The sequence below is a fragment of the Bacillus testis genome (genome assembly GCF_001243895.1).
Lineage (GTDB): Bacteria > Bacillota > Bacilli > Bacillales > DSM-1321 > Bacillus_AD > Bacillus_AD testis.
In genome coordinates this window covers 1,887,912-1,911,473 of the sequence record NZ_LN851186.1, presented here as the reverse complement: position 1 = coordinate 1,911,473, position 23,562 = coordinate 1,887,912, and the positions used below count along the sequence as shown (strand labels likewise).

Genomic DNA, 23,562 nt, shown 5'->3' with positions numbered 1-23,562 from the left:
CAACTATGATTTATGCAAATCCAAACACTAAAGGGGCAGTTGTTAACTTTAAAGAAAAATACGATAACTTTATCGGAGGAGAATGGGTTGCGCCGGTTAAAGGCCAATATTTCGACAACAAATCTCCGGTAACTGGCGAAGTATTCACTAAAATCGCCCGTTCTTCTGCAGAAGATATAGAATTGGCTTTGGATGCTGCCCATGCAGCTAAGGATGCTTGGGGAAAAACATCCGCAGCAGAACGAGCACTTATTTTACATAAAATTGCCGATCGCATAGAAGAAAACTTAGAAATGATTGCTGTTGCAGAAACTTGGGACAACGGGAAAGCAGTCCGTGAAACATTAAATGCGGATATTCCTTTGGCCATCGACCACTTCCGTTATTTCGCAAGCACGATCCGGGCACAGGAAGGCCGCACTACTCAATTGGATAACGACACAGTCGCTTACCACTTCCATGAGCCACTAGGGGTTGTGGGCCAAATTATTCCTTGGAACTTCCCAATCCTAATGGCCGTATGGAAAATCGCTCCTGCGCTTGCAGCTGGTAACTGTATTGTCATGAAACCAGCTGAACAAACTCCGGCATCCATCATGGTGCTTATAGAGTTGATCCAGGACTTGCTTCCAAAAGGCGTCCTTAATATTGTGAATGGGTTCGGAGTTGAAGTAGGCAAACCGCTTGCGACAAACAAACGCATTGCTAAAATCGCTTTCACCGGCTCTACTGCAGTCGGCCGTCAAATCATGCAATACGCTACAGAGAACATCATCCCTGTAACTCTTGAACTAGGCGGTAAATCACCGAACGTATTCTTCGAAGACGTCATGGATAAAGATGATGAATACCTGAACAAAGCAATTGAAGGTTTTGTCATGTTCGCATTGAATTCAGGCGAAATCTGCACATGTCCGTCACGTGCACTTATCCAGGAATCCATTTATGATCAATTTATGGAACGTGCTTTGGAAAGAGTAAAAGCAATCAAAATCGGCAACCCGCTTGATACAGAAGTAATGATGGGCGCCCAAGCTTCAAACGAACAAAAGGAAAAAATCCTTTCTTACATCAAGCTTGGTAAAGAAGAAGGTGCCGAACTCCTAATCGGCGGCGAAGAAAACCATCTTGAAGGCGGACTGGAAAACGGCAACTATATTAAACCGACCGTATTCAAGGGCAATAATAAAATGCGCATCTTCCAAGAAGAAATCTTCGGACCAGTTCTTGCGGTTACTACCTTCAAAGACTTCGACGAAGCGATGGAAATCGCAAACGATACATTATATGGACTTGGAGCTGGCGTATGGTCACGCAGCGGCGATACTGCCTACCGTGCAGGACGCGGCATCCAAGCTGGACGTGTTTGGACAAACACATATCACCAATATCCGGCAGGAGCAGCGTTCGGAGGATATAAAATGTCAGGTATCGGCCGTGAAAACCACGCCATGATGCTTGAACACTATCAACAAACAAAATGTTTATTAGTAAGCTATGATAAAAACGCCCAAGGATTCTTCTAAACCGAAAGGATGATGAATCGATGGTAGAACGTGTTGTGGCTACAGATGAAGCCTTGCAATTGATCGAATCTCTCCAAAACATGCATGGATCCATCATGTTTTATCAATCAGGGGGCTGTTGCGATGGATCCGCCCCGATGTGCTATAAAGAGGGAGATTTCCGGCTCGGCGATTCCGATAAACTGCTCGGCACCATTGGTGGAGTGCCTTTCTATATGCATAAAAGCCAATACGATTATTGGAAGCATACACAGCTGGTCATCGATGCGATTGAAGGCCGCGGTGCCTCCTTCTCGCTCGACAGCGTTGAAGACAAGCACTTCATCACCCAATCGCGCGTTTTCACGGATGAAGAATATAAAGAAGTGAAACAGATGCTGTAAGCAGAAAAGAGGTTCTTCCTCTTTTCTGTTTTTTTATTTAAATGCCTATTAGATTCCGGCAAAAATATTGCCATTTTTATATCTTCCACAGTCCATTTTCCATAATTTGAATCTTTTCTTGATTGAATACCCCATACACATTCATCGTACTGCTGCCAATCATGAGATCTTGGTGAATAGATGAAAAATTCATTCCAAGTTGGTTTAATTTTTCATCAGCCATCGAATTGCCTTGGAAAAGGTTATCAGAATAGGCTTGTCCTAATGCAATATGTGATGATGCGTTTTCATCAAGTAAAGTACTTTTGAATACGATCCCTGTTTTTTCAATACTGGAATGAACGGAGACAAGTGCCACCTCCCCTAACATAGAAGCGCCTTCATCCCTTAAAAGGTAGTTTTGAAGAAATGGATGATGAGGTTCTATTTTAACTACTTTGCCATTTTGAAAAAATAGTTTTACCTTATCAATCATTTCTCCTTCTAGAACAATTGGTTTCGTAATCGAAATGTATCCATTAACTCCATATTTATTTGGCATTGTCCATACTTCTTCTACTGGAATATTCGACATGAATCTTTCCCCAGCTTGAGTAGTCTCTGAACCGCCAAGCCAAATATGGTTTTTCACCAATGGAATCGTTACATCCGTTTCTTCACTTATAAAATGCAAAGCAGAAAACTGGTAGTCATTCAATTTTTTTGCGATTTTCTTCAATGTCTCATCTTGCTTCTTCCATGCCAATAAGGGATCACTTTCATTTGATTTCGTTGCCCTATAAATATAAGTCCATAAAAGTTCTACTGCTTTTTCAGGAGGAAGATCAGGAAACACGTTCGTCGCCCAATTTGTTGTAGGGGCATTCACAACAACCCATTTATTATGGTTCGCCATTCCAAATTTACGGACAGGGTACATCGCTAATGATTTAGCTTTATTTATTGCTGAAGTTTTGCTTGTTTCTATTTCATTTTTTGCTGAAAAATGAGGAGCTTGAATCGTGATTGTTGAGAAACCGGATACCGCATAATTATATTCATTTTCCACTATGCACTTGGGATACTCATTTACAAACTCTTCTGCTAAAAATTCAGAGCGGTTATTCTCCATTTCCGGATCTCTCATATCAAGTGAAACAAATTTGGCTCCGTTCTTATAGGCTTCTTTCACTATTTCCCGGACTAATGGCAAATGTTCCGGATGAAAATTGATTTTAACAAGATCCCCTTTTTTGACTGATATACCAATGCCGATAATTATTTTAGCGTAGTTGTTTATATACACAGTTTTCTCCTTCATCCTACATATTTAAATGCTAAAGCGACTAGATAAAGAGGAAGACCAACAATAACCATTCCCGCAATGAAGTAACAAAGACTTCTGATCATGCTTTTTAAAAAGCTGTACAATCCATCAGCTAAATCGTCAATCAACCTGAATATTATCATCACCCCCATTCTTCTTCATCTCTGCAAATGACAAAATTACCCTTTTATAATTGTAACATCATATAAACTCGGAGTGAGATTTTTTCATAAATCTTCCATGTTAGTTGAATTGAAAGAAAAAGTCTCATAGTGTTAATGGCTTTTTATGAATAGCGGCATCAAAATCACTTAATTTCCATGACAGGCATGACCTTTTACCTATTCCATATTCAAACAAATAACCCTTATAATGGTTATTAATTATATCCTATGTTTGGAAAGCTGACTATCAGGTCGCCCCCCATTATCTTTATGGTAGTGGAACTAGGGAAGAGACATCCAGGATGTATGAAATGAATGCGATTGGAGATGACAACCATGAATTATGCATATGCGATCTTTCTTTATGTATTGCTGCTCGTTTCCTTTTTTTGCGCCTATGCGGCGGTTAAAAAAGGACATAAAGCTTGGCGTTATGTAATCTTTTTGATCTATCTTGCTACTGGAATCCTATTTACACTTATGCTGATTGGCGAAATCAGAACCCCATCTGAAGATGCCAACATTGGATTGGGCTTTTCCATTATGCTGACGGAAATCGTGGGCATTGCGGGAATCATAGTGGCCGGTATAACCTATCTGCTGAGAAGAAAAAAATAAAAAATCCCCTTTTGAACCGCCCCATAAAAGTAAGATATCTACTTTTATGGGGCATCCTTTAAAAAACATATACATTTCGACTTTATGTAGATTTCAAGAAACAATAGACTAGTCAATGAATAGATTGACAATTTATATATTTAGCTTCCCATTCAAACTCAGATTGGCTTGATAGTGGTGTATACTCTGATATCTTACAATCATGATAGAGATCCTCAGCTATTTCAATAATGATGTCCTTTAATTCAAGTCTTTCTAAAAACTTATTTGGTATAGCCGTATATCCAAGAAAACTACCTATTATATTTCCAGTAATCGCACCAGTTGAATCACTGTCCCCGTCATGATTAACCGCTGCCACCACAGCAGCCGCAAAGTCATTTGAATGTTTTAAGCAACAATAAACGGCAATTGCTAATGCTTCTTCAGCGACCCAACCTTCACCCAACTGTTTGATCGCTTGATCCTCCTTTATATCCTGCTCAGATAAAGATACTGCCAATTCCATAATCCGTTCGAAATCTTCCACTTTAGAATATTGTTTAAAAACGCTAACTATAAACTTAGTACTTTCCCTAACTATTTCTTTTAAGTCAGCGCTTTCTCCGTAGACAATCTGGGAAATGATATCTGACAGGGCAGCCGCAGGAATGAATCCAAGTGGATGTCCATGGGTAATAGCAGCAACTTTTGCGCCTATCAACACTGTTTCTGTACGATCCCATCTACGCGGGCAATATAATCCCACCGGAGCTACCCGCATTACACCTCCGCAACCCTTACTATGATTAATTGGTTTCTCCAACGTTCCCATATCGCCGCTCTGCAGTGCACTTAAACACGTATTCCCTGGAGCACGTGTACTATGCAATTCTCGAACATGATACAACCAACTATAATTAAAATCTACATTTGTGCCATATTGAGTTGCTAACCAATCTTTGTAACATCCATATACATAATCTTCGATATCCCCCATTATCCCTCTCGTCATACCACGCGTGATACCAAGCAACAACCCATTTGCTGTAAAGAGCGTCATTTGCGTATCATCTGATATAAGCGCTTTGCCCTGACTAAGATTGTAGCGAGTGATTCCATTTTCACCATATGTGGATCGTATAGCATCTAATGACATAAATTCCACTGCATATCCAAGGGCGTCCCCAACAGCACCACCGACTAAGGAACCACGAAAAGCATTTAATAAATCCTTGTCAGCATCCTCTGCAAGTTCCTTAGATGATGTCTCGCATGCTTTTGTATTCATGCTATAGATTTCACTGTATGCGGGACAATAATGGATAAAATGCTTATAGGCGTCACCTATCAAACCTTCTGATACATACTTTAATCCTTCATGTTTTAAATGGTCAGGTATTCCGTAATACGCTTCCGCTATTCCCCCTGCAATAGCAGCGATCGTATCACTGTCCCCACCGATAGAAATTGCATTCCGGATTGCATCTTCAAAGTTAAGAGATTCTAAAAATGCTACGATCGCTTGCGGAACCGACCCTTGACAAGATACATCAAACTTGTAATGGGGGCGAATTTCATCAAGGGAAAAATCTAATTTATAGTAGTTACTCTCAATATAGGATTTAATTTTTTGCTTATTCTTCCCTTTGCGGGCTAAAAAAATGCATGAAACAACCGCTTGGGCTCCTTTAATTCCTTCAGGATGATTATGTGTCACTTCTGCAGATGCTTTTGCCAACTCTTCAGCTTCCTGTAAACAATCAGCCACATATGCAACCGGCGAAACACGCATAGCTGATCCGTTTCCATAACTCCCATACGGTTTTGGATGATTCTCTTGAAGCCACTTCTTAAATGCGCGTCCGTAGCCGGCATGTGGATAAGCATTCCCGAACTTGCGCATACTGTTCACCAATTCGACTTTAAATAGATTGATCTTTTTTGTCTGTTTATAAGAATATAGTGCTTCGGCTACCGCACATGACATTACCGTGTCATCCGTCACATGTGAATTGGATGAAAACAATAAAAAATCTTTCGTCTTAATATGATGGTGCCTCGGCTCATAAATGGAACCGACGACATCTCCGATAATGGTTCCTAGCATGTCTCAGTTGCCTTCCCTTCTTTAAAATGTCTAATGTTGCAATAAACGATTAAATCCTCACCTTACGTGATCGAAATGTCCCTCTCTTAATGGAGTGCATAGGCAATTTTATTTACCCAATTTACTAAATCACTAAGCACTTAAATTTTGGATAAATGTATGGGTTTATTTATTACACGATTGGTATATAACACGAATGGGCGATATTCATGATCGATAAAAAATCTCCTGTTTTTGAATGATCGAGATTCAACATCGATTGAATCAAGTTAAGAAACGAAGCAAAGGAAATACAGACGATTAAACGTACCTGAATTGAAATACTATTTAATGAAAGAAGGGATCACTATGGGAAGTTCTTTTATTTATAGTTGCTCCAATTGTGGTTATAGTTTTGATTTTATGCTAGGCATCGGTTTTGCCTATAGCCCAGATTCTTTTTATAGATTTAATTGGGATGAAGAAGAGAATATGTGGTGCTATGATAAGCAAAACATGTGGCTTTCCGTCATTAAAAGTAAAAAGATGCTACAAGAAATAAAAGATATAATGATGAGTAAAAATGGGCGTCTTATTGAAAATTATGGTTATGGATTATATTACTCTAAGTCTTGTAAAAAGATTTACAATAGGTTTTATTTTGAACTTTACTATAATGAGGATGGACAAATGAAAGTATTCATTCCAAAATACTTCGATGAGCACAAAAAAGAACTCATCAGAATTAATGCCGGAGATGTAAGTAAAGTGGCTATTGAATGTCCAAAATGTAAAGGCACTGAATTTATGGAAGGAATAGGTCCATGTTGGGATTAATCCGGGTATTTAGCATCTTTAGCGTCATACCTATCATAATGATAGGTATGTACGCATATATAAGCCAGCGAAAAAGGTTCGTTAAAACCCAACACCATCTGTTTTCATCCTATATAATTGTGTATTCATGAGTGCGCAATCGCAGCCTACATCGTTTCCTACCGTATTGAGCATGCTGGCAACCGTTCCTTAGTTAGGAAATTGCGTTTTTTCAACATTCAGATTTCCAGCAATAAAAAGGGATTAAAAAACATACTGGCTCTTGATTCCGTCAGCTAAATTTCCTCAATTTCCGAACCAAAAGAGTATAAGCAGGTTAGAAGACCCTAACATAAAAGCGTTATATGATGAACGCTTTTCAACCAAATATGTACATGAAAAGTTCGCTCTAGTTCGCACCTATATTACAGTGTGCCTAACCCTCACGCCACTCCAAATCGTTCCATCCATAAGCCGTCTCTTCCGCAGCCAAGCCATCGATATACTGAACGGCCACTTTCTCGCCTCCTAATGCCTCATAGAAAAAACGCGTCTTATTTTCAGATAGCACCCATACTAAAGCAGATGAGTAGCCCTCTTCCTTGATCTCCCGCATGGTCTGCAGGAAAAGCGCTTTGCCCCATCCTTTCCCATGGTAGGCAGCAAGCAAATACAGTGTATACAATTCACCTTCATACGGTAAATGCAAATGCCTGTTTCTCCCTCCTGATGCAAACCCGACAATGCCATTTTGCTCTTCACATAGAACATTCACTATTCCTTGTCTATCTATTGCTTGTTTCCATCCCTTTTCTCTTTCTTGGGCATCCATATGATCAAGAATCGAATCCTTGACGATTCCCCTGTATGTTTCTTTCCATGATTGGACTTGCACATACGCAATCCCTGCTTCATCTCCTGCTTTTGCTCTTCTTATGAACACTGTCATTCTTCCTTTCCAGCCGCCATTCATGCTCCAGAATAGAAAAACTGTAGGCATCATGGTTCCGTTCATTTTGGTATAAATAGGATCTCAAGATACCCTCTCTCTGAAATCCGGCTTTCAGCAATAATTGGTTGGAAGCCTGGTTTTGTACGAAGGTTACTGCCCCCAGTCTGACCAAACCCAGCCTTTCAAAGGCATAACGCATGATTTCCTGCAGGGCTTCCATGGTAAGGCCCTTTCGCCAATAATAGGGATGTATTTCATAGCCGACATTGGCTTTTTTACTTGATACCTGCAATGCATTCAACCCGATTGTTCCAATCAAATTGCCCGACTCTTTAAGGACCAGCCCCCAGCGGATCGCTCCTCTTTTTTTGAAAAGATCCGAAAAGGTTTGAAACATCATTTCCGCATCTTCCAATGTCTTCAAAGGATCCATGCCATAATAACGAGTCACTTCTTCGTTCGACATAATTTCATAATAGGACTGGATATAGGAATCTTTCAATTCAACCAACCGAAGCCGTTCCGTTTCAAGTTGTGGAAACACACTCATCGCCCTCCCTTGATTTTTACGTACTTATTCTGCAAAAAAGTGGAAAATCCTTTTCTGTTCATATTTAATATCCTTTTTGGTTATCGGAAGCTATATGTATGATAAGAGCAGCGTTTAATCATTATTTTTTTACAACCGTATTGCAATTCGTTTCTTTCCTTCCAGAATGCCGCATACTATAGAAAATGGGAGAAAAAATGTGCTCCACTCCACTCTAAAGCCTGACTTATGAAATGAAAAAAGATAAGATAGATGTATAAATAATATGAAAGGAATGAGGACATGAAGCATTATAACAGCCGCGAGGAAGTGGCTTTAAAGGAAAAATGGAATCTTGAAGATATCTACCCCTCAAAAGAGCAATGGGAAGAAGGGGTCAAGAAAGTAAGTGAACTGACCAACCAACTGAAGGCATATAACGGACAAATACATAATGCATCTGATCTTTATCAATACCTGTGCATAGACGAAGAAGTATCCAAAACCTTCACACTAGTATCCGCCTATGCACGTTTGGGAAATGACCTGGACACCAGGGATCCACAGTCCCAGGAATTGCTGAATAAAGCCGAAAGCCTCAGTTTTGCTTTGAGTGAAGCCGTATCTTTCTTCTTCCCTTACTTATTGAGCCTGCCGGAAGAAACACTCAAGAATTATTTGAAGGAAGAACCGAAACTAGCTTATTTTGAAAAAGATCTGATGGAAATGTACCGGTATAAAAAGCATGTACTTTCCAGCGAACAAGAGGAAATCATGTCGCAGATGGGACAAGCGATGTCGGCACCAAATCAGATTTTCCGCATGATCAACAATGCCGACATCAAATTTGGAACCATCACAAAAGAAGATGGAACCAAAGTGGAGCTGACACGGGGCATGTACACGCAAATTATGCGCAACGGCGAACGCGAACAGCGGAAAGAAGCCTACATCGCCCACTATGAGCCATACATCCAGCTGAAAAATTCGATAGCAGCTACCCTTTCATCAGCCATTAAAAATAATGTCACGGTCTCTAAAATCCGCCACTATCCTTCCGCCCTCGATAAAGCCTTGTTTGGCGATGACGTGCCTAGAAGTGTTTATGAGCAATTGATCAGCACGACTAAAAAGCATGTGGGCGGATTACATGAATATGCATATGTCAGAAAAGAAATCTTAGGAGTGGATGAGCTGCATATGTATGATGCGAGCGTGAAACTGGTCGAAGATGTTGAACAAGAGCGTTCCTTCGATGATGCATACGCAACCATGCTAAAAGCTTTGGCGCCGCTTGGCAAAGACTATATCGAGACACTCTCCTCCTTTAAGGACCAACGGTATATCGATGTCCGCGAAACTCCGGGCAAGATGTCCGGGGCATACAATATGGGTGTCTATGGCGTTCACCCGTTTGTGCTTTTGAACCATCAGGATGATATCAATAGCCTGTTCACACTTGCACACGAAATGGGCCATGCCATGCACAGCCATTTTTCATCGAACCATCAGCCGTTCCCGACAGCCAGATATAGCATATTCGTCGCAGAGGTTGCCTCAACCGTGAACGAAGTGCTGTTGATCCATCACCTGCTGAATGAAGCGGAAGATGTGAAAATGCGCAAATATCTACTAAACCATTTCATCGAACAATTCCGCGGAACGTTCTTTACACAAGTCATGTTTGCTGAATTTGAAAAAATCACCCATGAACGGGCTGAAAACAATGAACCGCTGAATGCTGACAATTTCAATGAAATCTACCAGCAACTCTTCAAAGAATACAACGGCGATGCATACACATTGGATGAGCAAGTGAAGTATAATTGGGCGCGCATCCCTCATTTTTACCGTCCGTTTTACGTTTATAAATATGCAACCGGCTTTGCTTCCGCCATCCATATCGCCACTGCTTTATTAACCGGCGACAAGCAAATTCAAAAGAATTACTTGGAGTTCCTAAAGAGCGGCAGCTCTGACTACCCGCTTGAACTGCTCAAGAAAACAGGCGTCGACCTTGCATCCGGCGAACCGATTGAAAATGCCTTGAATTACTTTGGCAATCTTGTAACCGAATTTAAGCAATTGGAATATTGACACAAACACCCTGAGCATGATCGCTCAGGGTGTTTTGGCTTTTCGGTTTAAAAGAAATCTTCTTCACTAAAAATCCTGCCACAATTGAAAAAAGCATCTTCCTATTCTTTGACTGCCCCGGCTGTAGAACCTTCTATCAACCTTTTTTGAAAAATCAGGTAGAATATCACCACTGGCAGGAATGAAAGAACAATTCCAGCATATAGAGCTCCCCAATCAGTCCTGTATTGTTGAACCATCATGATATTGGCCATTTTCACAGGCAAGGTCTTCAATACATCATCACTAATTAGAATTAAGGCTAGTACATATTCATTCCAAATACCAACAAAATTAAAGATTGCAGCAGAAATTAGGCCCGGTTTCGCTAAGGGAAGCATTACTTTCCAGAAAACACGGAATGGTCCGCAACCATCAATGACAGCGGCATCCTCTAATGTAGAAGGGATTTGATTAAAAAATGCAATTAACATAAAAATAGTGAAAGGTAAAGAATAGGCAACATAAACCAGAATTAAACCAAAAATTGAATTCACCAATTCCAATCCATTCATTAATAAGAAGAGCGGTGCCATAGCGAGAAAAGTAGGAAGCATCAAGCCCATTAGAAACGTATTTTGAATCATGTTACGAAAACGGAATACCTTCCTGCTAAGAGGATATGCCGCCATGGCACTTACCAGCACGATTAAGGATACGGTTACAAATGTCACAAAGATGCTATTCAAAAATCCTATCCCAAGTCCTGCATCATTCCAAGCTCTTGCATAATTATCAAAAGATAATTTGGAAGGAAGAGAAAGAGGCTTTAACAATATATCAGTTGATGTTTTCATTGAATTAATAAAAACCCATACAACCGGGATCAATATTAAAACAGAAACAACAATCAAAGCTGTATGTGTATATAGATTTGTCAACTTATTTTTCATGAACGATTCCCCCTTGTAATTTTCAATGTGAGTATGGAGGCAGCTAATGTAAGGATAAGGAAGAAAACTCCAATTGCAGAAGCATATCCGAAATTGAAATTTTTAAATGCCTGTTCATACATATATAATGACAGAGGTTGAGTGGAACGGTTTGGCCCGCCGCCTGTCAATAACTGAGGCATCTCAAATACTTTCAACGTATTAATAAGGATAAAAATAATGACAACCTGTAAGACATCCCTTAACAAAGGAATCGTTATGTATACACTTTTTTGTAACCTGTTTGCGCCGTCAATTTCAGCCGCTTCCGATAACTCTTCCGGAATATTAAGAATACCTGCAAGAATAAGAATTGTATAAAATCCGACCATACTCCAAACGTTTACAAATACCACTGTACCAAATGCTGTTTCAGTCCTGCCTAACCACTCTGTGGCCAACGATTCCATTCCTATCCAACCTAGAAAATTGTTTAATAAACCTCCCACAGGATTAAAAATTGTCGACCAAAGCATAGCTATTGCGACAGATGGCAAAATATATGGAAAAAACACAAGCGAGCGATAGAAATTAAGCCATTTAGTCTTTAATAGATGTGAAATCAAGATTGCAAGTAATACAGATAAAATCAGAACAATTGGCAATTGAAACAAAATATATTTTCCAGTCACTTTCAAAGAATTTAGAAATGCTTCGTCACCCATTAGTTTTTTATAATTCTCAAATCCGATCCATGTCTTTTCACCAATTCCTCTCCAGTTATAAAAACTCATTATGAGAGCGTTTACAGAGGGATATAAGACAAATAAGAGATACAAAAAGGATGCAGGAAACAAGAAAATAAATATAGATAACTTTTCAGACCGTTGTTTCATAAAATCACTTCCTTATACTAAGAATACCAAGCTACCATTATAGTAACGTTATAAATTAAACAAGATATTTCATTTGCGACAAAAGGCCAACGATAACTGCACATGTGAACAAACTAAACAATTCATATACCATTTTTACAAGGCATACTTCCATTCTTAGACTTTTAAAGACAATAAAGCAACGTTGAATTGAGTAAAAAAAGCAGAACAACACAAACTGTTACCCTGCTTTTTCCTCAAACTAATTCACCATTTGAACTCTACTTTTTCAAGATTATTATCCTTATTTGCCTGATCTGCGAATTTCTGGGCCTGATTGACAAATTCCTCTGGTTTTATTTCACCCAACATGAGACTTTGATATACATTGATGATATTATTGATTAACTCTGGGTAGGCATCATTCAATGCAGTAGGAGCGTAGGAACCTTTCGCGTCCTGCAATACCTTCAAAGCGCTTTTTAAAGCCTCCGATTCAATGGCTTCTTCTGTTCCTTTTACTACACTTGCAGCCCCCTTTGATTTGATCATTGCAGAAACTTGTTCCTTGCTTGACAAGTACTTCAAAAAATCCACTGTCTCCTTCTTATTTTTAGATGATTCAGAGATATACCATCCACCACCCCAGCCTGTTGACACTGGGGCCAAACTTTCCCCTTTGCCACCCACTATGGAAGGTTGATTCATTGCCCGCAATTTAAAATCGGCTGGTATAATATCAGCCATTTCCCCTTCTAGCCAAGTACCGGCAGTCGCAAATAATGCTTTTCTTTGGAAAAATAATGTCTGAGCTTCGGTATGCGATAAACCGAATGTTCCCTCCATAAACATGCCTTTATCAACCATTTTTTTTGATTCTTTAGCTGCATTAAGAAACGAATCAGATTTCCACGCATTTTCTTTTAAATTAAAAGCATCCAAGAGCGCGTTTTTTCCCCCATACCGTTCTACCAAAGGAATAAAAATTCCATAGAAATAATACCCTGGATATTTTCCTGGAACAGCGAATAGAGAAATGCCCTTTTCTTTTGCTTGTTTTCCTAACTTATATAAATCCTCCATCGTTTCTGGTTTTCCCCAACCATTATCATTAAATAATTTTTCGTCATACCACCAAAGATAACCTGCTGAAAAGACGGTTGGAATTCCGTATGTCTTATTATCCTTCTTCAAATTGAATTGTCCTGATTCAAATGTATCCAACCATTTTTCTTTACTACCGTAAGCTTCCTCTTGAAGAACATCATCCAGTTGCATTAATTTCCCTTCATTGAGGACGCCCATAATATCGAAATTTGGCCCAGGACTGATCAAGTCAGGCACATCATCAGATAAAAATCGTGTCTGAAGTTGTTGATGGATATCAGGACTTGCGGTTAATTTAATAGTGATGTTTTTATGCTCCTTCATATAATTCTTAACGGATTCCTTCACCCATTCTGAACCCAATCCACCTTCGAACATCATAACCTCCACAGTCACTTTTTTACCGTTTTCGGTCTTGCTACCTTTTTCGGTTTCTTTTGCCCAAGGCAATGCACATCCTGAGAGCAGTAAAAGAAGCACAATAAAAATTGATAAGCGTTTCATATTTCCCCCTCATCCCTTCGTTTTTAACTGAAAATTCAGTTAAATATAATAACGAGGTTTCAAATACGCATGGCCAATTAGGTTAGCCACACAACTATTGAAAACCAATCAAGTATTTCTATTATTATATTTTGAACTTTTAAATAAAATAACGATAAAAATAAAAACCAAATCGCATAGTGATTTGACAAAAAATAGATACCTAGTTTTAAATAACCTCCTCACAATAATCCAAGAATAGAAAAAGCCCTATAACTTTCTGGTGTGTTCCCATTAGTCTAGCTCATCTATTCTCCTCAATAACTTATTAAGAAAGTTCTAAAAACAAAAGATCAAGCTCCAACTATCCCTTTGATACATCCTCAAAAAAGAAAAGATATAAAGTGAAACTAATAATCCGGTTCTTACTGGCACTTGATCTCCCACTTACACTTCTTTGTCTTCACTCCCGCGTTGAAGTGAATTTTAGCGCCAGTTAGAATGGGATAAATTATTCCCCTTTCGGTAAAACCATTTTGCACAACCAGACCCCTCGCAAATGCGAGGGGCCTATTGATTTATTGCCATCTATTGCCACCATACAAAAAACTGTTATAATCGCTATAATTATAAGCTTTAGGGAATAGACCGATAATGCCGATGGAAGATTTTCATCGAACCTCTATTCTGATAAAGAAGAACGTAATTGTCGGGCCAATCCCCAAGGCACAAAAAACAAATTACACTAGTTCATACAACTAAGCGGATCGCTTCCGTTTTTTTATTTCCAATCAAAGTGAATCGACTTTGATTTTAACAGATAGAACCAGACGATAGTTGTCAGAGCGATGAAGCTAAGCATTGTGATCGCCAGTCCAACTGTATAGCTGCTCCATTGCAATGAGCCAACGACCATTCCGATGCTTCCTATAACTGTGAAGCCGAAATTCATTACTGATGAGGCTGCTCCGACATCTGTCTTCGTAGCCGATAATAGTAAATCTGAAATGAACGGCCGGAAGTATGTCGATACAATTGAGTAAATAATATAGGACAGGAAGAATACAATTGGTCCCTTGCTGCCTATTGTTAAAATGAACGTTGCTGAAATAAGTGCCACAACGATACCAGTATTGATGATTCTCTTCACAGAACCTGCGCCGAATCGCATATACATTACCGGACCTAAAATGGCGGCACCGGAGTTAATCGCAAAATAAATGCTGAATGTTGTTTCTGAAACGCCGAAGCCATCAATATAGACATAGGATGCAATCGCCAAATAAGCCATATAAGGAGCGACAATAAGCGCGCCGACTAATAATAAAGTGGTGAAGCTGCTGCTTTTCACAACTCTTCCCAATCCTAAGATGGATTGCAATGTACTCCCTTGGTTACGTTCTGAAGCAGGCAATGTTTCCTGCAATAAGCAAGCTCCGATTAATGAAAGAGCAATTAAACCGGCTAAAACGATAAATGTCATTTCCCAGTTAGCTACTTGTAAAATAAGCGCCCCCAAAAGCGGAGCCATCATCGGAGCAATCAATCCGAACGCTTGCGTGACTGACAATACTTTAGACATTTCTTTTCCTTCAAAGCTATCTTTAATTAACGCCGTAGCTATCGCTACCATCCCGCCAGCACCAAACGCTGAAGCAGCACGAGCAGCAATCAAAAAACCAATATTAGGAGAAAAAGCACAAACAGCGCTGAATATTAAAGAAATAGCAACACTCACAATTAATATCGGCTTTCTTCCATATTGATCACTGAACGGTCCTAAAACTAAAATACCGACAGCCATAAAAATAAAGAAGATTGTCATTGTGAAGCTCATCAATGTGGTGCTTGTGTTAAAGAAAGCCGTCATTTCAGGCAATGCCGGCATATAAAGATCTGTCGATAAAGGTGGAATCATCGACAGCATCGTAATTAATGCTATTAAGCCGGTTTTCTTCAAATATTTTTGTTCCATATTCGTAATCCTTTCTATTCATAGCTAGCTATATAAGTGTGCAGAAATCAATGCATTATACATGACGTAATGCATTCTTCGCCATTCGTGTTATTAATGGCTGCAAAGTTTGGATTTCTTCTTCTGAAAAACCGTCCAAAAGTATTTGCTCTGTTTGCTGGATACTTTGATAAATATCCCCAATTATCTCCAACGCTTTATCCGTTAAAGAAATAATCCTCGCTCTCGAATCATCCGAATCAACTCGGCGAACAATAAATCCTTTCTGTTCTAACCGATTCAATAGGCCGGTTACAGTAGGATTTGAATAATTTAAGGCACGCTCAATATCGCGCTGACGAAACACACGATTCGATTCATGTTCCAGCAAAATAATGACATCCGCTTGACTTTTAGTCAAATCAATTTGCTTCAAATGCTCATCACCAAACCGTTTGGCCAAATGCTCGATCATCTTCAGATGTGTTAGCACAATAGGCTTACTAATATAATTTTCCATACCCAAACCTCACTTATATATTTAACCCCTCTTATTATATAGCTAGCTATTTATTATAACCAATGTAAAATGTGGATTATTAACAAAAAATTAGACAACTTTTTTAGGTATGTATGTTTAAACAGAACACGACCGAAATAGCTTAATGAACACCTCGGCCTCCTAGCTTCATTGTTTCTTCTATTCCGAAATCGCTTCCCTTCGATATTTTGAACTGTTCCCTCATTGGAAATACCATCTTTCGTAAAGATAACTGGTTTATCTCCAATAAGGATAGTTGTAACTGAAGTACGTTTATCCGAAAAGGCCACTTTTATTTATAAATTCTGCATTCAATGAATACCTATCGAGTCAGCGCTATAAATGTTACATATGAATAAAAATAGAAAGTGAATGATCAGAATTAGATTACAGAGTTCGTAACGCAAAAGCAGGATTTGTATATGTAATTTCCAACTTAGGTGCCTGCGGGGAAAATGTTTTTAAAATTGATATGACAAGAAGACTTGAACCGCTTGAACGTATTAGGGTTCTTCAGTTCCATTTTCGTATGATGTTCGGTAAAAGCGTTTTTTAAAAGTGGGCTTTAACATAAAAAAATAAGGATAAATCCTAATTAGAGATTTATCCCTGCAACTATATATTTTACAACACTATCTATTAATACAATAAATACTACCTATAGATATCAAGAATACTATACTTATACCAAGCGCTTTTTCCTCGTGCTCAACTTTTGTTTCTTCTCCCTCTGCTTCTAATCAATTCAAGTATTAAAAAGTTTATCCAGGTAATGATCGGAATCGAAAATACAAGGACCAAAAGATTCGTTTGACCGATGCCAAATATTCTGGCTTCATCGTCCCTTATATATAAAATCCACGTTGCTATCCCTAAAAATAAAGTATTTAAACATAATGCAATGAACAACGCCAACCATTTGTTATTTTTCTTTCGCATTGTTAAAACAGATATAGCCGAAGATACGAATAAGGAAAACAAAATGATTATAAAATTCAAATCCACCCCGCCTTACTCTCTATTTATCCAAACTGCCTACAAGTTCGACTATCTAAAAGTTCTCTTGGTTTGTTAGAAATTTCCGATCGACTTTTCCGCTTTTGCATTGTTAATCTCTACTAAACATTACGTTCTAGTCTCGTTCTTATCAAACAAAAATAAAAGACCAATCTTCGATTATTTCTCCGCCAACCTGAACTGTTAAAAAAGTGATCTTTAAATCAAAAGAATTCATCCATCATGATATAAAAAGACAGCTTCTCTTCATCAACTGACCATTGCCCATAACAATCCAGAAAATAATAGGCGGCTTCCTTGCTGGCCCTTTTCGAAATGTCACGGAATGCTATGGCTAAATCCTGATAGCGGTCACCCACTCCGCTTCTGCCGCAGTCGATCATGCCTGCAACCACCCCGTTATACCCAATCACATTTTTCAGCGTATAATCGCCATGTACCACAACAAGGTCTTCGTCATCAGGCGTTTTATGTTGCCATAGCTCGAACAAAGCCTGGGGTTCCATGCCTGCAAATTCCTGCTCAAAATCGTTGCTGTCCACTAAGGCTGCCGCAAGCCTTTTTTGGATATGGCCCTTCTTCACATCAAGCGTTTCCTTAAATGGGCAGGCACTTACCGGTAATTGGTGGATGGCCCTAAGAAGTGCGGCGAATTGGTCAATCACAATCGCTGTATCTAATCTCCCTTCAGCAAGATTGTTGGGACCCAATCCAGTTGTAAGCAGATACTCCTTCCCAGAAAATTCATCATAACAAACAACCTCAGGCACAGTGATCTTTCCACGGAACCATTCCAATTTTTCTTTTTCCACCCTCAATGATTCTTCTTGTACAGCGGGCTTCACCAGTTCTTTTAAATACCAAATGGAATCATCCTTCTGATTGATGCATTTATACACTTCAGCTGGAGAACGGCCGATCTTCACTGCTTCCAATTGATGGTTTTTTAATATGCACTGAAGTTTATCAGGAAGCGATTTCTTTTTCTGTTTCATATTCTGATCCCCTTTTTAACCGTTACCATATTCGGATTATGTTCCATCCCATTGACCGACAGCCTTTTGTGGAAAATATTATATGATAAGTTATAGTTTTCAAAATGAACCCCTTGCATTTAGATGGATAAAAAGGTAAAGTCCTTTTATAGTTTATACATCCAAGAAGGAGTTTTATTATGACAAGAGTTTATTTGGCATCACCGTTCTTTAATGACCATGAAATAGAAACTGTGGCAAAGGTGGAAGAAATTCTCCGCGGAAAAGGGTTGAATGTATGGTCTCCGCGTGAGCATCAGTTAGATCGCCATGAAGTTGGGTCACAAGCATGGTCATTGGATATTTTCCATAATGATATCAAATTCATCCGGGCTGCAGATATAATGGTAACTGTATATCACGGAAACTATAGTGACTCAGGTACAGCTTTCGAATGCGGAGTTGCCTATGCATGCAATGTTCCGAATATCGTTGTACATGTAGGCGAGGATTCCAACCTAATGATCCACGAAGGCGCTCATGCCAACGTAACCCTGGAAGAATTAAAGGATTATGATTTCGAAGAGCTTGCATCCAACCGCTATTCCGGAAAAATGTTCTAAGATACATGAGTAAAGAGACAGAGGAAGCCCTCTGTCTTTTTTATGGACATACGTTGATAAGCCCTCTTCCTATAATCCCGATTACGGACCATTTCTTATAGCTTCAACAAACTTAATCCTAGTTTTACACTGAACTGCCCACGCATTTGTTAATCTATAATCGGTAGTTCCTTTTCTTCAGCCCAATCTAAAATAAACGGTTTTTGCCTTGGGTTTAGTTTACCGGAAGATGATCTTTGCTAGAAAAACGGTGCTCCCTGCTCTCAGTGTCCTGTTGTTTTAATATCCCTTTATACTGTTCTGCCATAAAAATAATTTGCACACTGAACACTTTATCTTTATTAGGATATTCCGCAAAACACTTCTCCTCCGAATAAATGCCAAATAATCGCAGACGATCAACCTATAATCCAGTTTCCTCAAGCGTTTCCCATCTACATAAGTATATACAGCTATGCTTTCGTCCTACCATGCGTCTCCAAAAAGGCAAAATGACGTATTCTTTCCATTCAAACACAGTAAAACTAAGGCTGCCCAGTAGGCAGCCTTTTCCCTGCTTCCCCTATTGCTATCACTTTCCTGCCAGTTTACTGCAAAATCAGCGAATCAATCATTTTCCCGATTTCAGGATTGGGAGCCACAAGCGATATCTGTCGATCTATCTTAAAATCAGCGATTGGAAACACCTTAATGACAGAGCGGTCAATCGTGTGTGTAAAGATTTCCGGAAGAATGGAAATCCCCAGATTGGCCGAGATAAAGCCGATGATACTTTGGGCAAAGTCAATTTCTGCTGAAATGGTTAAATGCTCACCGTGCATTTTATAGGCTTGCTCAACCAGCATGCGTACATCGCAGGAAGGCGGAAGGACGACAAGCGGTTCATCCTTGAATTGGCGGAAATGAATATGTTTGCCATCTTGTTTGGCAAGCGGATGGCGTTTGTTGACGAATAAGTAAAACGGTTCCCGATACACCGGCTTCGACCAATACGAATGTTTCATCAGACTGTCATCCAGCATCGCTGCATCTATCTTCCCGGTGGCAAGTTGGTTGAACAAATCATCCATGTCGTAAGCTATTTTGATGTTCACATCCTGCTTAGCTTCCCTAGCTTCAGCTATTTTATAAGGAAGATAATAACTCGCTATGCTCGGCCACGTTCCTATCGTCAACTCACTGTTCTTTTGCATGTTCAATAGTTTTTTACGAATGGAGCGGACTTCCTGTAATACCGGCTGGATATCCTCGTACAAGGCTTCTCCTGCTTTTGTCAATTGCACTCCCGTCGCAGTACGAATCAGTAAAGTTACACCCAGATCTTCTTCCAATTTCCTCATCTGCTTGCTGAGTGCCGGCTGTGTCATATGCAATTGTTCGCTGGCTTTCGTTAAGCTTTTTGTTGCAGCTGTTACAAGAAATGATTCCAGCCATTCTGTTCTCATCATCATCCCCCATAACTTTTGGTTATACCCCTAGTATATAGAGGAAGTACTTTCCATGCAAAAAACATGCTACGCTATATGAAGAAACGAATAGAATACGAACTTTAGGGGTGGAACTACTTATGTTGCAAAATAAACTATATATAAACGGAGAATGGTTGGATTACAATAAAGAAACCATCCAGGTTATTAACCCGGCTACGAAGGAAGCCATTGGCACCATCCCGAATGCCGGCGAAAACGAAGCCAAAATGGCAGTCGAAGCTGCCCAGGCCGCTTTAAAAAGCTGGTCCAAGAAAACGGCGGAAGAACGCAGCAGACTGTTGATGGCCTGGCATCGTCTAATCGCCGAGCACCGCGATGAATTGGCTGAAATCATGACAACTGAACAAGGAAAACCCTTTGCAGAAGCAAAAGGCGAAATTGATTATGCCAATAGTTATATCTCTTGGTTCGCCGAAGAAGGAAAACGAATATACGGTGAAACAATCCCTGCTTCTTCACCATCCAAGCGCCTCATTGTCAAAAGACAGCCTGTGGGTGTTGTTGCAGCAATCACGCCATGGAATTTTCCGGCTGCCATGATTACTAGAAAAGTAGCCCCTGCCCTAGCAGCCGGCTGCACAATTGTTTTAAAACCTTCCGAAGAGACACCCTTTACTGCCCTAAAACTAGTGGAACTATCTGAACAAGCAGGCATTCCGAAAGGAGTTATCAACGTGGTGACAGGGGCCGCCGAACCGATCGCGAATGCATGGCAAAAGGATGGCCGTGTCCGCAAACTCACATTTACCGGTTCGACGCGCGTCGGAAAAATATTAATGCGTGGAGCTGCCGATACCGTCAAGAAACTTTCACTTGAACTGGGCGGCCATGCTCCGCTCATCGTTACAGCACAGGCAAATATTGAAAAAGCCGTTAATGGCGCCATTGCTTCTAAATTCAGAAACGCCGGCCAAACATGTGTATGTACGAACCGGATCTATGTTGATGAAACAATTGCTGACGAATTCACTGACAAATTCACCGAAAAAGCGGCCAGCTTAAAAGTTGGCAATGGATTTGAAGAGGGAGTTAAAATAGGGCCTCTAATCAACGATGGAGCTATCGGGAAAGTTGCCGCACATATTGAAGATGCTGTCAAAAAAGGAGCAAAAGTGCTGGCCGGAGGAAAGCAGATTGATTCAGAAAAAGGATTCTTCATGGAACCGACAATACTGGCAAATGCCACTGATGACATGCTCTGCATGCACGAAGAAACTTTTGGCCCGCTTGCTCCGATCACCACCTTTAAAACCGTCGAAGAAGCGATTGAACGCGCCAATAATACGCCGTATGGATTGGCAGCCTATGTGTTCACCGAAAATATAAACGAAGCAATCTTGATTTCCGATGAGCTGGATTACGGCATTATCGGCTTGAATGATGGTTCTCCATCTGCTGCCCAGGCACCATTTGGCGGTTTCAAGGAAAGCGGACTGGGCCGTGAAGGAAGCCACTATGGAATTGAGGATTATCTAGAGGTGAAATATATCTCCCTTGAATTAAACTAATCCTTTATAGGAATATCGTTTAATTGGAGTTTTACCTATGGACATCAAAGACAAAAAACAGCTAAGAAAAAAAGGAAAGCGTTTAGGCCTTACCTTACAAACATTCAAAATATCATTGGCAGCTGGAATTGCTTGGGGATTGGCGACTCTTTTCACGCCGAACCTTTATCCATATATCGCGCCATTGACCGCCGTTTTAATTGTCAATACCACTCTGGCAAAATCAGCAACAAAGGCTCTGAATCGACTGTTAGGCGTATTAGGGGGCGTAGGGGCCAGCCTTATTGTCATGCATTGGTTCCAGCCCTCAAGCTTGGCTATATTCCTAAGTATTTTACTTGGGATGTCCTTCACGACTGCTTGCAGGCTTCACCAGGATGCCGTCTCGCAAGTCGGCGTCACTACAGTCATGGTCCTGGCATTTGCCCATTCCGACAACTATGAATGGGGCCGCATTATTGAAACGATTATCGGGGCTGGCGTAGCGATCGCCATTACTGTCTTCCCTTTTTCAGGGCTAGTTGCATTGCTAAAAAAGATGTTTGGCCCAAAAAAAATGGAATATGACGATTGTAACAAGGCCACATAGAAAATTTACAACCATCCAACTAAAAGCCTGTTTTGTCCAATAATGGCCGAAACAGGCTTTTTTGCATTAGAAATATACCTTTCAACATACATGTCGGAAAAATCTTAACTTTGATGAGCAATGCTCCAGGTGCTTCCTTATATTCTATATTGATATAATTTATTCACGATGTTAAATTAATATAAAAAACGAAAGTAACTTTAAAAACGATGAGGAAAAATTATTTTTTAGTATGTTGCCTAGCCTGTATAATCTCAGGAATAATCATTGGCGCCTTATGTACATTTGAATCTCGCAAACAATTTAATACAGAGTTATCCGCTTTGGCAGAGAAACCAATCTTCAAAAAATATATACATGGCCATCGATTTGAATATAGTAAAGATACCATCAAGGTTTATTTATCTTTAGACGAAGCATTTAACGACCTTTCTAAAATGGATAGATATATACAACTCAGCATGTTTCACAAAGGTTTACGGTACAATTTAAAAAATACCTATACACTTACACCCGCTAACAATCATTTATTCAAAAAGGATATACAGCTATGCGCAAAAATTGGAACCGTTGAATACCTATTCAGAAATGTAAAACAACATAAGGAAGCAACTTATGTTACGACAGGATTGCTAAAGATCAACAATGAACGATTAACCGAAATGGAAGTTATTCGCTCACCAGAAATAAAAAAATACTATTCACCCTTTATTCAAGATAAAACATCGAATGGACATCTAGAAAAAGACGTATTTGCCTATATGGTCCGCTTTTTTAATAAAATGACGTTAAACTTTTCAGCTATTAACGCAAAAACGGATTATAATTCTTTGCTTGAAGCAATCACTAACAAATTTGGTATTTGTGAAGAAGAGATTAAGGAAATATATATAAAATGGATGTTGATTCCAACCTAAAAGCTCCTTTCAACGGGAGTTTTTTTAGTTTCAATATACTTGTATCCCTTACCTTTTCCATTTGTCCCGGCTATTAGCCAAGACGAAACAAATACATTCATAATTTGCGTATGT

General features: G+C 39.6%; 20 protein-coding genes. 9 read left to right on the top strand and 11 right to left on the bottom strand.

The genetic code is table 11. From position 1 onward, the window contains the following. The first annotated feature begins 5 nt into the window (after positions 1 to 5). Positions 6 to 1,526, top strand: a complete 1,521-nt coding sequence (gene exaC / locus BN1765_RS09785) for an acetaldehyde dehydrogenase ExaC (protein ID WP_050614948.1) — start codon at positions 6 to 8, stop codon at positions 1,524 to 1,526. Positions 1,527 to 1,546: 20 nt separating this feature from the next. Beyond that, the gene (locus tag BN1765_RS09780) at positions 1,547 to 1,909 is read left to right on the top strand and encodes a DUF779 domain-containing protein (protein ID WP_050614947.1); all 363 of its coding nucleotides are present in this window, start codon (positions 1,547 to 1,549) and stop codon (positions 1,907 to 1,909) included. A gap of 76 nt (positions 1,910 to 1,985) precedes the next feature. Here BN1765_RS09780 and BN1765_RS09775 read toward each other — a convergent pair whose 3' ends face one another. Then, on the bottom strand, positions 1,986 to 3,194 hold the full coding sequence (locus BN1765_RS09775) for an aminopeptidase (RefSeq protein WP_050614946.1): 1,209 nt from the start codon (positions 3,192 to 3,194) through the stop codon (positions 1,986 to 1,988). Between the two features lie 521 nt (positions 3,195 to 3,715). Between BN1765_RS09775 and BN1765_RS09770 the strand changes: the two genes are divergently transcribed. Next, complete coding sequence (locus BN1765_RS09770; protein ID WP_050614945.1) at positions 3,716 to 3,997, top strand: hypothetical protein; 282 nt, start codon at positions 3,716 to 3,718, stop codon at positions 3,995 to 3,997. Between the two features lie 112 nt (positions 3,998 to 4,109). Here the strand turns inward: BN1765_RS09770 and BN1765_RS20420 are convergent, their stop codons facing one another. Next, entirely contained in the window at positions 4,110 to 6,086 is a 1,977-nt protein-coding gene (locus BN1765_RS20420; protein ID WP_222705396.1) for an ADP-ribosylglycohydrolase family protein, read from the bottom strand. 348 nt (positions 6,087 to 6,434) lie between these two features. Here BN1765_RS20420 and BN1765_RS09760 point away from each other — a divergent pair, with 348 nt between their 5' ends. Beyond that, positions 6,435 to 6,902: a hypothetical protein gene (locus BN1765_RS09760; protein WP_050614944.1), complete on the top strand. Its 468-nt coding sequence runs from the start codon at positions 6,435 to 6,437 to the stop codon at positions 6,900 to 6,902. A gap of 415 nt (positions 6,903 to 7,317) precedes the next feature. On the opposite strand, the gene BN1765_RS09755 is transcribed toward BN1765_RS09760, so the two are convergent. Continuing rightward, positions 7,318 to 7,824, bottom strand: a complete 507-nt coding sequence (locus BN1765_RS09755) for a GNAT family N-acetyltransferase (protein WP_050614943.1) — start codon at positions 7,822 to 7,824, stop codon at positions 7,318 to 7,320. After that, positions 7,793 to 8,377: a GNAT family N-acetyltransferase gene (locus tag BN1765_RS09750; protein WP_390621175.1), complete on the bottom strand. Its 585-nt coding sequence runs from the start codon at positions 8,375 to 8,377 to the stop codon at positions 7,793 to 7,795. Before BN1765_RS09750 ends, BN1765_RS09755 begins: the two co-directional genes overlap by 32 nt. A 288-nt stretch (positions 8,378 to 8,665) precedes the next feature. Here BN1765_RS09750 and pepF point away from each other — a divergent pair, with 288 nt between their 5' ends. After that, on the top strand, positions 8,666 to 10,459 hold the full coding sequence (gene pepF, locus BN1765_RS09745) for an oligoendopeptidase F (RefSeq protein ID WP_050614941.1): 1,794 nt from the start codon (positions 8,666 to 8,668) through the stop codon (positions 10,457 to 10,459). Between the two features lie 101 nt (positions 10,460 to 10,560). Here pepF and BN1765_RS09740 read toward each other — a convergent pair whose 3' ends face one another. The 6 genes from BN1765_RS09740 to BN1765_RS09710 form a co-directional block, all read right to left on the bottom strand. Further along, a complete protein-coding gene (locus BN1765_RS09740) occupies positions 10,561 to 11,391 on the bottom strand; it encodes a carbohydrate ABC transporter permease (RefSeq protein WP_050614940.1) in 831 nt (276 codons plus the stop codon). Then, positions 11,388 to 12,266 carry a carbohydrate ABC transporter permease gene (locus BN1765_RS09735; RefSeq protein WP_050614939.1) on the bottom strand — a complete coding sequence of 293 codons (879 nt, stop codon included), beginning with the start codon at positions 12,264 to 12,266 and terminating at the stop codon, positions 11,388 to 11,390. The genes BN1765_RS09740 and BN1765_RS09735 overlap by 4 nt, the downstream gene beginning before the upstream one ends. Before the next feature lie 246 nt (positions 12,267 to 12,512). Then, positions 12,513 to 13,730: an extracellular solute-binding protein gene (locus BN1765_RS09730; protein ID WP_261797571.1), complete on the bottom strand. Its 1,218-nt coding sequence runs from the start codon at positions 13,728 to 13,730 to the stop codon at positions 12,513 to 12,515. Positions 13,731 to 14,616: 886 nt separating this feature from the next. Beyond that, entirely contained in the window at positions 14,617 to 15,810 is a 1,194-nt protein-coding gene (locus BN1765_RS09725; protein WP_050614937.1) for an MFS transporter, read from the bottom strand. A gap of 55 nt (positions 15,811 to 15,865) precedes the next feature. Continuing rightward, positions 15,866 to 16,309: a MarR family winged helix-turn-helix transcriptional regulator gene (locus BN1765_RS09720; RefSeq protein ID WP_050614936.1), complete on the bottom strand. Its 444-nt coding sequence runs from the start codon at positions 16,307 to 16,309 to the stop codon at positions 15,866 to 15,868. Positions 16,310 to 17,550: 1,241 nt separating this feature from the next. Beyond that, entirely contained in the window at positions 17,551 to 18,342 is a 792-nt protein-coding gene (locus BN1765_RS09710; RefSeq protein WP_050614934.1) for an APH(3') family aminoglycoside O-phosphotransferase, read from the bottom strand. Positions 18,343 to 18,521: 179 nt separating this feature from the next. Here BN1765_RS09710 and BN1765_RS09705 point away from each other — a divergent pair, with 179 nt between their 5' ends. After that, positions 18,522 to 18,944 (top strand): nucleoside 2-deoxyribosyltransferase, encoded by a 423-nt coding sequence (locus BN1765_RS09705; protein WP_050614933.1) that lies wholly within the window; start codon positions 18,522 to 18,524, stop codon positions 18,942 to 18,944. A gap of 587 nt (positions 18,945 to 19,531) precedes the next feature. Here BN1765_RS09705 and BN1765_RS09700 read toward each other — a convergent pair. Beyond that, positions 19,532 to 20,389: a LysR family transcriptional regulator gene (locus BN1765_RS09700; protein WP_050614932.1), complete on the bottom strand. Its 858-nt coding sequence runs from the start codon at positions 20,387 to 20,389 to the stop codon at positions 19,532 to 19,534. 122 nt (positions 20,390 to 20,511) lie between these two features. Here BN1765_RS09700 and BN1765_RS09695 point away from each other — a divergent pair, with 122 nt between their 5' ends. The 3 genes from BN1765_RS09695 (at position 20,512) to BN1765_RS09685 (ending at position 23,448) form a co-directional block, all read left to right on the top strand. Next, positions 20,512 to 21,942: an NAD-dependent succinate-semialdehyde dehydrogenase gene (locus BN1765_RS09695; RefSeq protein ID WP_050614931.1), complete on the top strand. Its 1,431-nt coding sequence runs from the start codon at positions 20,512 to 20,514 to the stop codon at positions 21,940 to 21,942. A 37-nt stretch (positions 21,943 to 21,979) separates the two neighbouring features. Next, positions 21,980 to 22,531, top strand: coding sequence for an FUSC family protein (locus BN1765_RS09690; protein WP_069203009.1), 552 nt, complete (start codon positions 21,980 to 21,982; stop codon positions 22,529 to 22,531). Between the two features lie 323 nt (positions 22,532 to 22,854). After that, entirely contained in the window at positions 22,855 to 23,448 is a 594-nt protein-coding gene (locus BN1765_RS09685; RefSeq protein ID WP_050614930.1) for a hypothetical protein, read from the top strand. Positions 23,449 to 23,562: the final 114 nt, after the last annotated feature.

Bases quoted from the DNA above. Each gene is read 5' to 3' on its own strand.
- pepF (WP_050614941.1), top strand. From the start codon at position 8,666: ATGAAGCATTATAACAGCCGCGAGGAAGTGGCTTTAAAGGAAAAATGG.
- exaC (WP_050614948.1), top strand. From the start codon at position 6: ATGATTTATGCAAATCCAAACACTAAAGGGGCAGTTGTTAACTTTAAA.
- BN1765_RS09725 (WP_050614937.1), bottom strand. From the start codon at position 15,810: ATGGAACAAAAATATTTGAAGAAAACCGGCTTAATAGCATTAATTACG.
- BN1765_RS20420 (WP_222705396.1), bottom strand. From the start codon at position 6,086: ATGCTAGGAACCATTATCGGAGATGTCGTCGGTTCCATTTATGAGCCG.
- BN1765_RS09770 (WP_050614945.1), top strand. From the start codon at position 3,716: ATGAATTATGCATATGCGATCTTTCTTTATGTATTGCTGCTCGTTTCC.
- BN1765_RS09735 (WP_050614939.1), bottom strand. From the start codon at position 12,266: ATGAAACAACGGTCTGAAAAGTTATCTATATTTATTTTCTTGTTTCCT.
- BN1765_RS09720 (WP_050614936.1), bottom strand. From the start codon at position 16,309: ATGGAAAATTATATTAGTAAGCCTATTGTGCTAACACATCTGAAGATG.
- BN1765_RS09780 (WP_050614947.1), top strand. From the start codon at position 1,547: ATGGTAGAACGTGTTGTGGCTACAGATGAAGCCTTGCAATTGATCGAA.
- BN1765_RS09690 (WP_069203009.1), top strand. From the start codon at position 21,980: ATGGACATCAAAGACAAAAAACAGCTAAGAAAAAAAGGAAAGCGTTTA.
- BN1765_RS09710 (WP_050614934.1), bottom strand. From the start codon at position 18,342: ATGAAACAGAAAAAGAAATCGCTTCCTGATAAACTTCAGTGCATATTA.
- BN1765_RS09760 (WP_050614944.1), top strand. From the start codon at position 6,435: ATGGGAAGTTCTTTTATTTATAGTTGCTCCAATTGTGGTTATAGTTTT.
- BN1765_RS09705 (WP_050614933.1), top strand. From the start codon at position 18,522: ATGACAAGAGTTTATTTGGCATCACCGTTCTTTAATGACCATGAAATA.
- BN1765_RS09695 (WP_050614931.1), top strand. From the start codon at position 20,512: ATGTTGCAAAATAAACTATATATAAACGGAGAATGGTTGGATTACAAT.
- BN1765_RS09700 (WP_050614932.1), bottom strand. From the start codon at position 20,389: ATGAGAACAGAATGGCTGGAATCATTTCTTGTAACAGCTGCAACAAAA.
- BN1765_RS09730 (WP_261797571.1), bottom strand. From the start codon at position 13,730: ATGTTCGAAGGTGGATTGGGTTCAGAATGGGTGAAGGAATCCGTTAAG.
- BN1765_RS09740 (WP_050614940.1), bottom strand. From the start codon at position 11,391: ATGAAAAATAAGTTGACAAATCTATATACACATACAGCTTTGATTGTT.